12 protein-coding genes and 1 CRISPR repeat array (1 of these 13 cut by a window edge) are annotated in these 13,612 nt (G+C 71.9%); all 12 genes read right to left on the reverse strand.

The window, feature by feature from the left end; genetic code table 11:
• Positions 1-258: a CRISPR direct-repeat array (repeat unit 29 nt; unit sequence GTCCTCCCCGCCAGCGCGGGGGTGTTCCG); it begins 260 nt to the left of the window's first position.
• A gap of 14 nt (positions 259-272) precedes the next feature.
• Positions 273-1,622, reverse strand: a complete 1,350-nt coding sequence (locus ACGFRB_RS25045) for a sulfate adenylyltransferase subunit 1 (protein WP_393246112.1) — start codon at positions 1,620-1,622, stop codon at positions 273-275.
• 2 nt (positions 1,623-1,624) lie between these two features.
• Entirely contained in the window at positions 1,625-2,560 is a 936-nt protein-coding gene (gene cysD, locus ACGFRB_RS25050; RefSeq protein ID WP_393246114.1) for a sulfate adenylyltransferase subunit CysD, read from the reverse strand.
• A complete protein-coding gene (gene cysC / locus ACGFRB_RS25055) occupies positions 2,557-3,165 on the reverse strand; it encodes an adenylyl-sulfate kinase (protein WP_363007043.1) in 609 nt (202 codons plus the stop codon). Before cysC ends, cysD begins: the two co-directional genes overlap by 4 nt.
• Entirely contained in the window at positions 3,165-4,241 is a 1,077-nt protein-coding gene (locus ACGFRB_RS25060) for an LnmK family bifunctional acyltransferase/decarboxylase (protein WP_393246116.1), read from the reverse strand. Before ACGFRB_RS25060 ends, cysC begins: the two co-directional genes overlap by 1 nt.
• Entirely contained in the window at positions 4,238-5,365 is a 1,128-nt protein-coding gene (locus ACGFRB_RS25065; protein WP_393246118.1) for a histidinol-phosphate transaminase, read from the reverse strand. The genes ACGFRB_RS25060 and ACGFRB_RS25065 overlap by 4 nt, the downstream gene beginning before the upstream one ends.
• Positions 5,366-5,435: 70 nt before the next feature.
• On the reverse strand, positions 5,436-5,684 hold the full coding sequence (locus tag ACGFRB_RS25070; protein WP_393246120.1) for an acyl carrier protein: 249 nt from the start codon (positions 5,682-5,684) through the stop codon (positions 5,436-5,438).
• 55 nt (positions 5,685-5,739) lie between these two features.
• Entirely contained in the window at positions 5,740-6,777 is a 1,038-nt protein-coding gene (gene dmpG, locus ACGFRB_RS25075) for a 4-hydroxy-2-oxovalerate aldolase (RefSeq protein WP_393246122.1), read from the reverse strand.
• On the reverse strand, positions 6,774-7,679 hold the full coding sequence (locus tag ACGFRB_RS25080; RefSeq protein WP_393246124.1) for an acetaldehyde dehydrogenase (acetylating): 906 nt from the start codon (positions 7,677-7,679) through the stop codon (positions 6,774-6,776). The genes dmpG and ACGFRB_RS25080 overlap by 4 nt, the downstream gene beginning before the upstream one ends.
• 52 nt (positions 7,680-7,731) lie before the next feature.
• Positions 7,732-8,592: a 2-keto-4-pentenoate hydratase gene (locus ACGFRB_RS25085; RefSeq protein ID WP_393246126.1), complete on the reverse strand. Its 861-nt coding sequence runs from the start codon at positions 8,590-8,592 to the stop codon at positions 7,732-7,734.
• A gap of 659 nt (positions 8,593-9,251) precedes the next feature.
• Positions 9,252-11,390, reverse strand: a complete 2,139-nt coding sequence (locus tag ACGFRB_RS25090) for an aminotransferase class I/II-fold pyridoxal phosphate-dependent enzyme (protein WP_393246128.1) — start codon at positions 11,388-11,390, stop codon at positions 9,252-9,254.
• Positions 11,387-12,496, reverse strand: a complete 1,110-nt coding sequence (locus ACGFRB_RS25095) for an alpha-hydroxy acid oxidase (protein ID WP_393246130.1) — start codon at positions 12,494-12,496, stop codon at positions 11,387-11,389. The genes ACGFRB_RS25090 and ACGFRB_RS25095 overlap by 4 nt, the downstream gene beginning before the upstream one ends.
• Positions 12,493-13,578, reverse strand: coding sequence for a 4-hydroxyphenylpyruvate dioxygenase (gene hppD / locus ACGFRB_RS25100; RefSeq protein ID WP_393246132.1), 1,086 nt, complete (start codon positions 13,576-13,578; stop codon positions 12,493-12,495). The genes ACGFRB_RS25095 and hppD overlap by 4 nt, the downstream gene beginning before the upstream one ends.
• Positions 13,579-13,612: the final 34 nt, after the last annotated feature.

Here is a 13,612-nt window from a genome sequence, read left to right on the forward strand (position 1 = left end):
CGGGGGTGTTCCGGACCCGAATTCCGCCAGGCACCACGGGGTGGCGTCCTCCCCGCCAGCGCGGGGGTGTTCCGACGCACCACGGGCTCGCGTACAGGTAGCGACGGTCCTCCCCGCCAGCGCGGGGGTGTTCCGGTGCCGTTGGCGACTTGGTTGTGGAAGAGGTTGTCCTCCCCGCCAGCCGCGGGGGTGCTCCGGCCAAGCTCGGCGCCCCGTGGATTCCGGTGAAGTCCTCCCCGCCCCCTTCCCCACTCTCCCCCAGACCCGCCCCCTCAGAAGTCCCAGCCCTCGTCCCCTTCAGCACTCTCCTCAATCCGCTCCCCCGGCGCCGCGAAGGACTCGCCGACCATCCCCGCCGTCAGGGTCGTCCCGTCCCCCGGGTCGATCAGGATGAAGGAACCGGTGCTGCGGGAGGTCGCGTAAGGGTCGACCGGGAGGGGTTCGGCGGTGCGGAGTGTGACGTGGGCGATGTCGTTCGCGACCAGCCGGGCGGGGTGCGGGTGCAGGGACAGGTCGTCGAGGGTGAGCCGGGCCGGGATCGCCTCGACGATGGCCTTGACCGTGCGGGTGCCGTGTTTGAGCAGCACCCGGTGGCCGACGGTCAGGGCCTCGTCGGCGACGTGGCAGACGGTCGCCTGGATGTCCCGCGTGGTCGGCGGGGCGTCCCGGGTCGGGACGATCAGGTCGCCCCGCGCGACGTCGAGGTCGTCCTCCAGCAGGACGGTAACCGATTGCCTGGCCCAGGCGGTGTCGACCCGCTTGCCGAGCAGGTCGATGCCGGCGATCCGCGTCGTACGGCCCGACGGGAGGATCGTGACCTGCTCGCCGACACGGAAGGTGCCGGAGGCGATCTGGCCGGCGTAACCGCGGTAATCGGGGTGTTCGGCGGTGCGGGGGCGGATGACGTACTGGACGGGCAGCCGGGCGTGGTGGTGGGTGAGGTCGTGGCCGACCGGGACCGATTCCAGGTATTCGAGCACCGTCGGACCGCTGTACCAGTCCATGTGCGCCGACGGCTCCACGACGTTGTCGCCGGCCAGGGCGGAGATCGGGATCGTGGTGATCTCGCCGATGCCCAGTCCGGTCGCGTACGCCGTGAACTCCTCGGCGATCGCGGCGAAGACGGACTCCCGATAGCCGGCCAGGTCCATCTTGTTCACCGCGAGGACGACATGCGGGACGCGGAGCAGGGCGGCGATGGCGGCGTGGCGGCGGGTCTGTTCGACGACGCCGTTGCGGGCGTCGACGAGGATCACGGTCAGTTCGGCGGTGGACGCGCCGGTGACCATGTTGCGGGTGTACTGCACGTGCCCGGGTGTGTCGGCCAGGATGAACCGCCGCTTCGGAGTGGCGAAGTAGCGGTAGGCGACATCGATGGTGATGCCCTGTTCGCGTTCGGCACGCAGACCGTCGGTGAGCAGGGCGAGGTCGGGTGTGTCCTGGCCCCGGCCGGCCGATGCCCGTTCCACGGCCTCCATCTGGTCGGCCAGGACCGACTTGGAGTCGTGCAGCAGCCGGCCGACCAGGGTGGACTTGCCGTCGTCGACGGATCCGGCGGTGGCGAACCGCAGCAGCGCGCTGGTCGTGAGTTCCGCGGTGGCGGGCGTGGTCGTCGTGGTCATGCTCAGAAGTACCCCTCGCGCTTGCGGTCCTCCATGGAGGCCTCGGAGAGCTTGTCGTCGGCGCGGGTCGCGCCCCGCTCGGTCAGCCGGGACGCGGCGATCTCCGCGATCACCTGGTCCAGGGTCACCGCGTCGGACTCGACGGCGCCGGTGCAGGACATGTCGCCGACCGTGCGGTAGCGGACCCGCCGCTTCTCGGTCGTCTCGCCGTCCCTCGGGGCTCCCCATTCGCCCACGGGCAGCCACATCCCGGAGCGCTGGAAGACCTCGCGTTCGTGGGCGAAGTAGATCTCCGGCAGCTCGATGCCCTCGCGGGCGATGTACTGCCACACGTCCAGCTCGGTCCAGTCGGACAGCGGGAACACCCGTACGTGTTCGCCGGGGGCGTGCCGCCCGTTGTACAGCTGCCACAGCTCGGGGCGCTGGCGGCGCGGATCCCACTGCGAGAACTGGTCCCGGAGGCTGAACACCCGTTCCTTGGCACGGGCCTTCTCCTCGTCACGGCGTCCGCCGCCGAAGACCGCGTCGAACCGCTCCGCCTGGATCCGCTCCGTGAGCGGCAGGGTCTGCAGGGGATTGCGGGTCCCATCGGGGCGTTCCTTGAGCACACCGCGGTCGATGTAGTCCTGTACGGAGGCCACATGGAGGCGCAGCCCATGGGTGGCCACCACACGGTCCCGGAACTCCAGGACCTCGGGGAAGTTGTGTCCGGTGTCCACATGCAGCAGCGCGAACGGCAGGGGCGCCGGGGCGAACGCCTTCAGCGCCAGATGCAGCATGACGATGGAGTCCTTGCCGCCGGAGAAGAGGATCACCGGCCGTTCGAACTCCCCCGCGACCTCACGGAAGATGTGCACCGCCTCCGACTCCAGCAGGTCCGCGTGGGTCAGCGCGTGCGGTTCGCCGGTTCTCCCCAACCGTGTCGTCGCCGTCGTCATGCCAGCCCTTTCTCCCGCAGCAGCGCGACCAGTGCCCGCGCCGATTCCTCGCTGCTCTGCTCGTGCGCCGGGATCCGCAGCTCGGGTGCGGCCGGCGGTTCGTACGGATCGTCCACCCCGGTCAGTCCGGAGATCTCGCCCGCTGCCTGCCGGGCGTACAGTCCCTTCACATCGCGTACGGAGCACACCTCGACCGGGGTGGCCACGTGCACTTCGAGGTACGCGGTGCCGGCGGCCTCGTGCCGCGCGCGCACCGTCGCGCGGGCGTCCGCGTACGGGGCGATGACCGGCACCAGGACCGTCACGCCGTGCGAGGCGAGCAACTCCGCGACAAACCCGATCCGTTGGACGTTGGCGTTCCGGTCCTCGCGGGAGAATCCGAGATCGGCGGTCAGCCGAGCGCGCACCTCGTCGCCGTCCAGGATGTGCACCCGCCGTCCGGCCGCCCGCAGTTCGGCGGCGGCCGTCCGCGCGATCGTGCTCTTGCCCGCGCTGGGCAGACCGGTCAGCCACACCGTGGCGCCGAGGTCACGGGAACCGTCGGCGTCCTCGGTCGGACGACCGCCTCCGGCCACGGCCTCCGCCGTGGGCCGCTGTCCGGACATCACGCTTCCTCCGGGACGTCGCAGAGTTCGATCGCGGTGACGGCGATCAGCTGCCCGGTGGCCGTCTCGCGCAGGGCCATGTCGAACACTTCCACGCCCGGGGAGGTGGTGCTGCGCCATCTGCGGACAGTGATCTCGAAGACCGTGCCGGGGTCGGCGTTGCCGAAGTAACCGAGCTTCTGGTCGGTCACCTTGCGCCGCAGGAACTCCTCGTCGGTGCGTCCCAGCGAGCGCCACACCCGCAGCAGCATCGTGTCGAAGACCGCGAAGTAGGAGGCGAAGTACATCAGTCCGGCGCCGTTGAGGTCGCGTACGACGTCCAGGGTGTACGTGAAGGTGTGCGGCCGGCCCGCCTCGTGGAATCCGGGGGGACCCTCGGGGTGGAAGCTGCCGGTAACCCGGGCCCGGCCCACCAGGGAGCGGGGCGAGTAGGCGTTGGGCAGCGGCGCCAGGTTCCGGTAGGTGAAGTCCGGAGGCGCCACCTGGGCGAGGCCCCGGTTGCTGCCCTGGGTGGTGCGGGCGATCCACCGGTTGAAGTTCTCCGCGTACAGGCAGTGCGGGTGCGGGTGTTCGTACACCTCCGACGGGTCCAGCGGGCCTTCGGGAAGCTCCAGGCCGGCGGGGGCCAGCCGGTGCAGGGTGACCACGGACTGGCTGCCGAACTGGAAGGAGCGTGAGTCGACCCGGAGTTCGTCGCCGAAGGTGAGCCCGTGGGGATGAACGGTGTCCCCGCCGCGCACATGGAAGTAATAGAAGGAGAGGTACGCGGGGTCTCCCCCGGCGGTCGTGGCGGCGTGCACGTTGATGTCGCACGACTCGCCCACCACCTCCCAGGTCCAGTCGCCGATCCGGCCGAAGACCAGGGACCCGCCGCTGCACATGCCCGGTGCGACGACGACATGGCGGGAGATCCCGGCGTCCCCCTGGATCGCCCACGCGGACGCGGTCGGGGCCGTTGCCGGGGCCGTGGCCACATCCGTGACCGTTGCCGGGGCCGTACCCGAAGCCGTGGCCTCTTCAAAGGCCGCGGACGTGTACGTGTCCACGGCGCCGTGCGCGGTGTGCGGGGTGGTCATGTCCGTGCCGCCTTTCGGTCCCGAAGCGTCTGCCCGGCACCGGCCGTGGCCATCTGTCGTGAGGAGCGCCATGCGTCCGCGACCGTCAGGAACCGGTCGTTGTCCTCGGCGGAGCCGATCGACACCCGCACCCCCATGTCCGGGAACGCCCGTACGGCGACACCCCTGTGCGCGCACCACACTCCGAAGTCCTCGGCATGGGGACCGAGGCCCAGCCAGACGAAGTTCCCCTGGCTGTCCGGTATCTCCCAGCCCTGGCCCAGCAGGGTGTCCCGTACGCGAGTGCGCTCCGCGACCGTGTCGTCGACCCGTCGCATCAGCTCCCCGCCGAGGCCGAGGGCCGCGACGGCCGCCCGCTGCGCGACGGAGCTCACCGCGTAAGGGAGGCAGGCCTTGCGCAGCGCCTCGACGATCGGGGCGCTGCCCACCAGGTAGCCGGTCCGCAGTCCGGCCAGTCCGTAGGCCTTGGAGAACGTACGCAGCACGACCAGGTTCGGGTGCGCGTCGCACAGCGGCAGGGCACTGGCCACGGTCTGGTCGCGGACGTACTCGTGATAGGCCTCGTCCACGGCCACCAGGCAGGTCGGCGGCACCGACTCCACGAACGCCCGCAACTCGTCGAATCCGAGGGCCGTGCCCGTCGGATTGTTGGGGTTGCAGACGACGGCCAGCCGGGTCCGGGGCGTGATCCGGTCCGCCATGGCCCGTGGGTCGTGCGTGTCACGGGTCAGCGGCACCCGCACGGACTCCACGCCGGCCAGGGCGGCGAGTGCGGGGTACACCTCGAACGACGGCCAGGCGTAGACGGCTTCGGCGCCGGGGTCGGCGACCGCCTGGAACAGCGCCTGGAGGAGCGACAGGGAACCGGCTCCGACCGCGATCCGGTCCTCCGTGATCCCGTGGGTCCGGGCGAGGGCACGGATCAGCGGCCCGCAGCCGGGGTCCGGATAGCGGTTCACGGTGGCGCCGGCCGCCGCGATCGCCTCGGCGATACCGGGAAGCGGGTCGTGCGGCGACTCGTTGGCCGACAGCGGGCAGGTCCGGTCGTCCGACGCGTAGAGGCCGTCGGACGGCTTGTAGGAGGCGAGGGTTCCGAGAACCGCGCGCAGGGGTGGAGAAGACATGGGGGGCTCCCGATGGAGAGGGCACCGCCGCGCTCGGTCGGGCGAGCGGTACCCGGATCGACAGTGGGGCTCAGCCTCCCGGCCGTCGCTCCGCCACCAGACGGGCCACGTCGGCGACGGTGCCGGCGTCCAGCAGTTCGTAGTCGTACACCTCGATGCCGAGCCGCTCGTTCAGCGCGGTGGCGAGTTCGAGCACGGCGAGGGAGTCGAGCCCGACCTCTTCGCGGGTCGCGGTGGGGACGACGTCCTCCTCGCGGATGTGCAGTTCGTTCACCAGGATGTCCTTGATGAGCGTGATGTCGTTCAGTGTGTCGTCCACAACCGGCTCTTCTCTCGCTGTCCTCACCCGATCACACGCCGCGGGGCCGCGGCTCTCACGCACCGCGCGCCGCCTTCAGGCCGAGGGCCACCTCGACGATGAGGTCCTCCTGGCCCGCGACGGCCTGCCGCCGGCCCAGCTCGAAGAAGATGTCGCGCGGGTCGACGCCCTCACGCCGCGCGATGTCCAGGACCCGGGTCTTGAACCCGGAGAACACTCCGGCCAGACCGCTGACGACGCTCACCGAGTCGATGGTGGGCGGGGCGGACATGAGTTCGCGCTCGGCTATGTCGGCCGCGTCCAGCAGGCCGTACAGATCGATCCCCGTCGGGAAACCCATCCGTTCGAGGACCGGAACCAGGACCTCCATCTGGGTGTTCCCGGCCCCCGCGCCGAAGCCCCGGGCGCAGGCGTCCAGGATGTCGGCGCCCGCTTCCACGGCGGCGACCGAATTGGCGATCGCCATCCCGAGGTTGTTGTGGGCGTGGAACATCACCGGTACGTCGACGGCTTCCCGCATGGCGCCGACGCGCTCGGTGACGTCGGCCGGCAGATAGTGGCCGGAGGAGTCCATGATGCCGACCGCGTCCGCGCCAAACTCGACCAGACGGGCGCATTCGCGCGCCAGCCGGTCGGGGCTCGCCATATGGCTCATCAGCAGGACGGCCTGTGCCTGGACGCCCTGCTCGCGCAGCTGGCCCAGGTGCCGTTCGGCGAGGTCGCCCTCGGTGCAGTGGACCCCGATCCGCACCACGTCCACCTGGTGGGCGATGGCCCGCTTGAGGTCGGCGGTCGTGCCCCAGCCGGGCAGCATGAAGACGGCCATCCGGCTGTTGCCCAAGGCTTCGCGGACGATCGACAGCATCTCGTCGTCGCTCAGCCGGGCCTGTCCGACCTGGAGGGAGGAGGCTCCCAGGCCGTTGCCGTGGCCCACCTCGACCATCGGGATGCCGGCGGCGTCCGCCGCCTCCGCGTAGACGCGCAGCTGCTCGCCGTCCAGCTGGTGGCGGACGGCGTGATGGCCGTCGCGCAGGGACGCGTCGTAGAGGAGGATCCGCTTTCCTCCGTCTCCCGGCGCTGTGCTGACACTCATGGCGTCTCCGTCTCCGTCCCGGTCGCGATGCCCGCCAGGCCGGCCGCCGCGCACTGTTCGGCGACATGGACGGCGGCGGAGTTGATGATGTCGAGGTTGCCCGCGTACCGGGGGATGCGTCCGCCGGAGGAGGTGACCTCGGCGGCGACGAACACCTTGTGCTCCTCCACGACGCACGCGGAGATCCGGTAGCCCGGGACGAAGGAGCGGACCCGCTCGGCCGCGGCGGTCACGGCGGCGTGCACCGACGCCTCGCCGAATCCCTCTCCCAGCATCGACATGGCGACCCGGAAGGTGGCCGGCGGCCGGGCCGGGCTGATGTTGAGAATCGCCTTGACGTCCTTGACGCCGGTGAAGTCGCGCACGGCGTCTTGTGTGGTCTCCACATACTCGTCGAGATTGAGCCGTGTGGAGCGCCCGACGCTCGGGCTGGCAGCGGTGGTGACGACTTCGACGTACTCGACCCGGTGGGTCCGGGTGATCGCGTGCAGGACCGGGATCGAGGCCTGGCCACCGCAGCTGATCATGTTGACGTCGTCGCAGTCCAGGGCGTCGGCGGCGTTGACGCTCGGGATCACCATCCGCCCCACCTTGCTCGGCGTCAGGTCCACGAGCTTCACGCCCGACAGACTCAGGCGTTCCGCGTGCTCGGCGTGCGCCATGGCATTGGTCGCGTCGAACACGATGCCGAACGGCTCGGGGGCGTCCAGGAGGGAATCGATCCCGCGCGTCCCGATGGGAAGACCGAGATCGGCCGCCTGCCGCAGGCCCGGCGTGTTCTCGTCGCGTCCCACGACCAGGCCGCAGTCGAGGAATTCCGAACGCATGATCTTCTCGGCCAGATCGACCCCGATGAGGCCGGCACCGAGGACGGCCACGGGCAGGCGCCCGTTTCGCTTCATGGCTGCATCGCCCTTCCCTGTCTGGAGATTCACCTTGCGGCGCGTCGAGGTCCTACGACCGGGTGCCCGTGCCCGTGCTCGCGTCCGTGCCCTGGACCGGGTCCGGGCCCTCGCCCGGGTCCGTGCCGCCCACCTGGAGCGTGACGGTGCCCAGCCGGTCGAACTCGGCGACGAAAGCGTCCCCGGGGCTCATCGGGACCGCTGCGTGGAGCGCGCCCGTCATGATCAACTGCCCCGCTTCGAGCGTCACACCGTGCTCGCCGAGGACGTTCGCCAGCCAGGCGACCACCGCCGCCGGGTCACCCAGCGCGGCGGCACCCGCTCCGGTCGCCACGAGGTCGCCGTTGCGGGAGAAGGCCATCCCGATGAGGCGGACATCGCAGTCGTCGGGCAGCGCGACCGGCGGACCGAGCACGACCGCACCGTTCGACGCGAGGTCGGCGACGGTGTCCGCGAGCCGGATCCGCCAGTCCTCGATCCGGGAGTCGACGATCTCCAGACCCGCCATGACCTCGGAGATCGCCTCCCGGGCGGCGGCCACGGTGACGCCGGGCCCCTGAAGGGACTTTCCGAGCCGGAAGACGATCTCCGCCTCGACCTTGGGCGCGATGAACACCCCGCCCGGCGTGGTGGCCCCGTTCTCGTACACGGTCGAGGCCAGCACCGGACCGTAGTCCGGGGTGTCGACCCCGAGCATCTGCTGCATCGGTACGGAGGTGAGGCCCGCCTTGTAGCCGACGACCCGGTCGCCGGCGCCGGTGAGCATCGCGACCAGTTCGCGCTGGATGGCGTAACCGTCGCCCATGTCCAGCGCCGGCTCCTCGTCGGTGAAGGGCGGGATGGGGCGGCCGGTCGCGCGTGCCTCGTACAGCGCTTTGGCCTTGACTCTGGCGTCGTCCACCGAGATGTTCACTCTGCTCCTGTCCGCGCACATCGCGTCTGCCGCATGGGACTGCCGGTCATCTGTCCGCGGACGGTCTCGTGTGCCGGCGCGCGGCGTCACCCGCGGCGCCGGCCCGCCTTCGACGGGCTGCCACCGGCGGCCGGGGAGAACCGGCCGGGGAGCACGAGGTCCATGGCGTACGGACCGCATCATTCGGATCAGCGGAACGGATCCGGACGAGGGAGGCGCACGGCCGTGAAGCCCGGGGCTCGATGCCTGCCCCCTCGTTTCGCGTCTCACCGTAGCCACGAAGCGACCGTCGCAGAAGTGTTCCCTTCCACGCGCGAGTCCGGCAATTGGGCATATTCGCCACCGTGGATCCATGCGAAAGGGGTCGCCGGGGCGGGATACCCGCCTCAAACGTGAGCCTCGTCACCACCGAATTCCCAGAGGTGTCCCTCGCCCCGGAAATGCCCGAAAGCCCCTGGACGCGCGGGACTCGCAGGGGAGCGGTCCCGTCGGTCGAGGGGCGGGGGTGGCGAGATGCGGGGGGGGTGCGGACAGCGGGGAGAGACGGCCGGGAGGGAGGGGTACGGGGCAGGGGGCGCGGGCAGGCGGCTACGGCAGGCGGCGGCCGGACCGCGCACGGACGGTCCGCCGGCGCCGGCGCGATGCCGATGGCCGCGACCTCAACGGACCGTTCGCCAGGCGCCGTTCGCCGTATCGGTCTGTTGCAGGACGGCGGCCAGCCGCTCCCACTCCCTGGCGTAGTGGCACACCACCTCGGTGAGGGCCCCGGCACAGTGCGGGGGTACGGCGGCCAGCAGCTGCTCGCCCGCCGCGAGGCCCTGCGCCTGTCCGTTGAGCCAGCGCAGCAGCGCCCGTCCGCTGTCGGTGAAGCGGATCGACGGGTCGTTGGAGAGGACGTCCAGGGCACGCACCCGGAGGCGTGCGGGCCCCGGTGCCGCCCCCTGGACCGAGAGGTCCGCCGGGCCGTCGGGGGAGGCCGGGCCGGGGTGCCGCCGGGCCGCCGCGACCATGAGCGAGGCGAGGTACGCGGCGTCCTCGTGCGCGGGATCGCCCGGCGCGGCCGGTTCACGCGGGCCCGCGCCGGCCGGGGCGGAAGCGGGTGTGCGGGAGCGCAGTTCCTGGCGCAGGCGGTGCGCGGTACTGACGGAGACCCCGGCCTCCTGGGCCACTTCGCGCAGGGTCGCGCGGGGCCGCGCGGCCAGCAGGGACCGGGCCTTCTCGCGCCGCTCCGGCATGTCCGCCGGGCGCGTCCGGCCATCCCGGCCCACGCGCGGGACCGGCGGGATCGCGGGGTTCGACTGAGGAGATTCCTCAGTCGAACGTCTGCCCCGTACGACCCCTACCGTCTTCGGCGAGACCCCTGTGACGGCGGCGATGGCCCTGTCCGACCAGTGGGGGTGGGTGGCGAGGATGCGCAGGGCCGCCGCCTTGCGGTCGCCGAGTGTCAGGGGAAGGCCGTGGCGGATGTTCGCCTGCACCGCGCGGATGAACAGATCGGCCGAGGCGCCGTCGACGTGGCGGACCGTGATGTGGTCCTGCCCGCGCAGGATCGCGGCCCGCAGCCGGTGCATGCCGTCGACCACGCGTCCCGTGTCCCGGTGCACGAGGAGCGGTTCGAACTCGATGCCGCTCTCCGCCAGCGCCCGTGCGTGGTCCTCGTTCAGGCCCTCCAGGCGCGGCGAGTCCGCCGGCAGCAGGGATGCGACCGGCACGATGTGAAGCGTCGGCTGCTGTTCGTCGGACAACTCTTCCCTCCCTCTGCTGGCGGCGCGCCCGCGCGCCGGGGCGGCGGGCGCACACCGCGTCGCGGGAGTCCTGCCGGCGTCGTCGCCGGAATTCCGCGCCCCCCCCACACCGCCGGGAAGGGGAACGAACGGCCCCGGCACGGCGGTGGAGGGCAGGCGACGGGGCGGCACGGCGGAGCCCGCACCTGGAACACCCGCGGCCCCTCGCCCCGATGGACGCGCCGCTCGGCCGTCCGACAGCCCGCGCCGGGTCGGTACGTCGAGGCTGAGCCCGGTCGGATTGGCGAAGTCGGGCACCAGATAGCAGGCGCGGGGCCGCAGTCCCGCCGCCCGTGCCTTGTGGACCTTGGCCGCCAGGTCGTCCAGGTCGATACCGCCGGTGCCGCTGTCGACCGGGACGACCGGCAGGTCGACAAGCCGGGCCGCGCCGGTGATACCGACGTACGCCGGGGAGGTGGCGAGGAGGACGTCGCGGTCGTCGGCGCGCAGCGCGCGCAGGACCAGGACCATGGCCTCCTGGCAGCCGACGGTCACCAGGATCGACTCCGGGTCGACGTGGATGTTCTCGTCGGTCGAGAGGTTCCGGGCCACCAGGTCCTGGATCACGCCCTTGGTCCGGCCGTACTGGTAGAGCCGCTTGCGGGCGGTCTCCCCGCCGCCGGGCTCGGTGCCGGCGACATGGTCGGTCCAGATGCGCAGGTAACGGTGGACATCCTCGATCGCGAAGCCGCCCGGGTCCGGCCGGCCGGGCGCGAAGGAGACCGCGTCCGGGTAGAGGTCGGAGACCTCGTTCAGCAGGTTCATCGACACCAGCGCGGGATCGGACAGCGAACCGTGCAGCTCGGCCAGGTCCAGCGCCGTCGCGGGGCGGGGGGCGGGTGTGGTCCCGGTGGCCGGGACGGCCAGGCCGGTCTGGTCCTGGTCCTGGTGCTGGTCCGTCGGTGTGGTCGGGTCCGTCGGTGTGGTCGGGTCCGTCGGTGTGGCCGGTCCGGTGGGGGTGGTCCGGCCGGTGGGGGTGGTCGGTGCGGTCCGACCGCTGGACGACTCGGTCATGGTTTCTCCCGTTCGCTCGCCTCGGACGCCCATCGCACACCCAGCCGTGCCGCGGCGGCCACGTCCGGCGCGCCGGCGAGGGCCATCGATGTCGCGAGTTCGGCGCGCAGCAACTCCAGTACGCCGCTCACGCCCTGCTCACCGCCCACGGCCAGCCCCCACAGGACCGGCCGGCCGAGCAGTACTCCGGACGCGCCGAGGGCCAGCGCGCGCAACACGTCCGTACCGCTGCGCACCCCGCTGTCCACGAGGACCTCGCACGCGCCGCCGACCTCGTCGCGGATCGCGGGCAGGGCCAGCAGGCCGGGCACGGCGCCGTCGAGCTGCCGGCCGCCGTGGTTGGACACCACGAGACCGTCCGCGCCGAGATCCGCCGCGCGTCGCGCGTCCGCCGGGTCGAGGATTCCCTTGAGCACCAGCGGAAGCCGGGTGCGCCGCCGCAGCCATTCCAGGTCGGACCAGGTGAGGGTGGGGTCGATCACCGCGGCCGCGTGCGCGCCGACGCTCTGGCCGCCGCCGCGCTGGCCGCCGGGCAGGTTCACCGGGGCGGCGTGCGCGGGCACGGCGAAACCGTTGCGCAGATCACGCAGCCGCCGGCCCATGAACGGGACGTCCACGGTGAGCATCAGGGCGCGGGCGCCGAGCCGCTCGGCTTCGTCGATCAGCCACTCGGTACGGGCCCGATCGCGCAGCCAGTAGAGCTGGAAGAACAACGTGCCGCCGGGCACCGCCAGTTCGTCCAGCGGGCAGCCGGCCAGGGTCGCCCCCGTGAAGGGCAGGCCGGCCGCCGCGGCGGCCCGGGCCACCGCCGGTTCGCCGTCCGGGTGCACGACGGCGTGGAACGCCATCGGCGCCACGGCGACCGGCAGGGACGCCGGCACCCCGAGAAGGGTGGTCGTGGTGTCGGCGGTGCCCACCCCGGACAGCACCCGCGGGACGAGATGACAGCGATCGAACGCGGCCCGGTTGGCGTCCAGCGTCGACTCGGCGCCGCTGCCGCCGGCCACGAAGTCGTACACCTCGGGCGCCAGCACCGCGCGGGCGCGGTCCTCGACGTCGGCGAGGGTGAGCGGATCCGTCGCCTGGACGGCCGGCCTGTCCGTCACGCCAGGTCCTGCCGCTCGACCGCCTCGTACAGCTTGCGGATGTTGTTGCTGCCGAACGTGGTGGCGCCCCGGCGTTCGACGACCTCCATGAACAAGGTGCGGCGCGGGTGCTCGGAGCGGGTGAAGATCTGGAACAGCTCGCCGTCGTGGTCCCGGTCGGCGAGCACCCGGTGCTCGCGCAGCTCCGCCACCGGGTGACCGGCCGGGCCGAGGCGCTCTTCGAGGTTCTCGTAGTAGGCGTCGGGCGTGGACAGGAACCGTACGCCCGAGGTGGTGAGATCGCCCACGGCCGCCACGATGTCCGGCACCGCGAACGCCAGGTGCTGGACGCCGCCGCCGCCGTGCTTCTTCAGGAAGTCGTCGATCTGACCCGGGACGGCCCCGCTCATGGGCTGCAGCAGGGTCAGCGTCACCTGTCCGTTCGGGCTCTGCACCACCTTGGACTGCATGGCCTGCGCGCCGACGTGGATGTCCTCGGCGAACACCACGCCCCAGCCGAGCTCGCGCTCGTAGAACGCGACGGTGGGGTCCAGCTCGCCGTTCTCCAGACAGATCGCTATGTGGTCCACGCACATCAGATGGCGCTTCGCGGATATCGCGTCCGCGGCGGACCCTGCGGTCTCCGCGGAGACCTCGGAGACCGCGGATTCCTCGGCGGCCATCGGCTCGATGCCGGGCAGCGACCAGGGCTCGCCGGCGGCCCGGCGTACGAAGGTGTGGGTCACGTCTCCGAAGGGCTGGAGCGCCGTGCGCTCCGGCTCCGTTTCGGGGTCCGTGCCCGGATCCGTCTCCGGCCGCGACTCCACGCGCAGGGCGATGTCGCTCACGCCGTCGCCGTGCCGGGCGGTGAACAGGGTGGCCGGGTGGTCGTCGGAGCGGCCCTGCAGCAGCACCAGGACGATGTCCCGCTGCCGCACCGCCACGGCGGTGAACTCCGGGTTGTCCCCGGCGGCGATGACGTCGAAGCCGTAGCGGTCGACGAACTCGGCGGCACGGGCACGGGCATCGCCGACGGCGATGGTGATGTGGTCGATACCGGCATCGAGGGCGTGCCGATTTCTGGTCCGGGGTGCGGACGACACCAATTCCCCCCAAGGTCTGGATAATCGGTTTCTA

Source organism: Streptomyces sp. NPDC048718, assembly GCF_043198875.1.
Lineage (GTDB): Bacteria > Actinomycetota > Actinomycetes > Streptomycetales > Streptomycetaceae > Streptomyces.

Bases quoted from the DNA above. Each gene is read 5' to 3' on its own strand.
- ACGFRB_RS25045 (WP_393246112.1), bottom strand. From the start codon at position 1,622: ATGACCACGACGACCACGCCCGCCACCGCGGAACTCACGACCAGCGCG.
- cysD (WP_393246114.1), bottom strand. From the start codon at position 2,560: ATGACGACGGCGACGACACGGTTGGGGAGAACCGGCGAACCGCACGCG.
- cysC (WP_363007043.1), bottom strand. From the start codon at position 3,165: ATGTCCGGACAGCGGCCCACGGCGGAGGCCGTGGCCGGAGGCGGTCGT.
- ACGFRB_RS25060 (WP_393246116.1), bottom strand. From the start codon at position 4,241: ATGACCACCCCGCACACCGCGCACGGCGCCGTGGACACGTACACGTCC.
- ACGFRB_RS25065 (WP_393246118.1), bottom strand. From the start codon at position 5,365: ATGTCTTCTCCACCCCTGCGCGCGGTTCTCGGAACCCTCGCCTCCTAC.
- dmpG (WP_393246122.1), bottom strand. From the start codon at position 6,777: ATGAGTGTCAGCACAGCGCCGGGAGACGGAGGAAAGCGGATCCTCCTC.
- ACGFRB_RS25080 (WP_393246124.1), bottom strand. From the start codon at position 7,679: ATGAAGCGAAACGGGCGCCTGCCCGTGGCCGTCCTCGGTGCCGGCCTC.
- ACGFRB_RS25090 (WP_393246128.1), bottom strand. From the start codon at position 11,390: ATGACCGAGTCGTCCAGCGGTCGGACCGCACCGACCACCCCCACCGGC.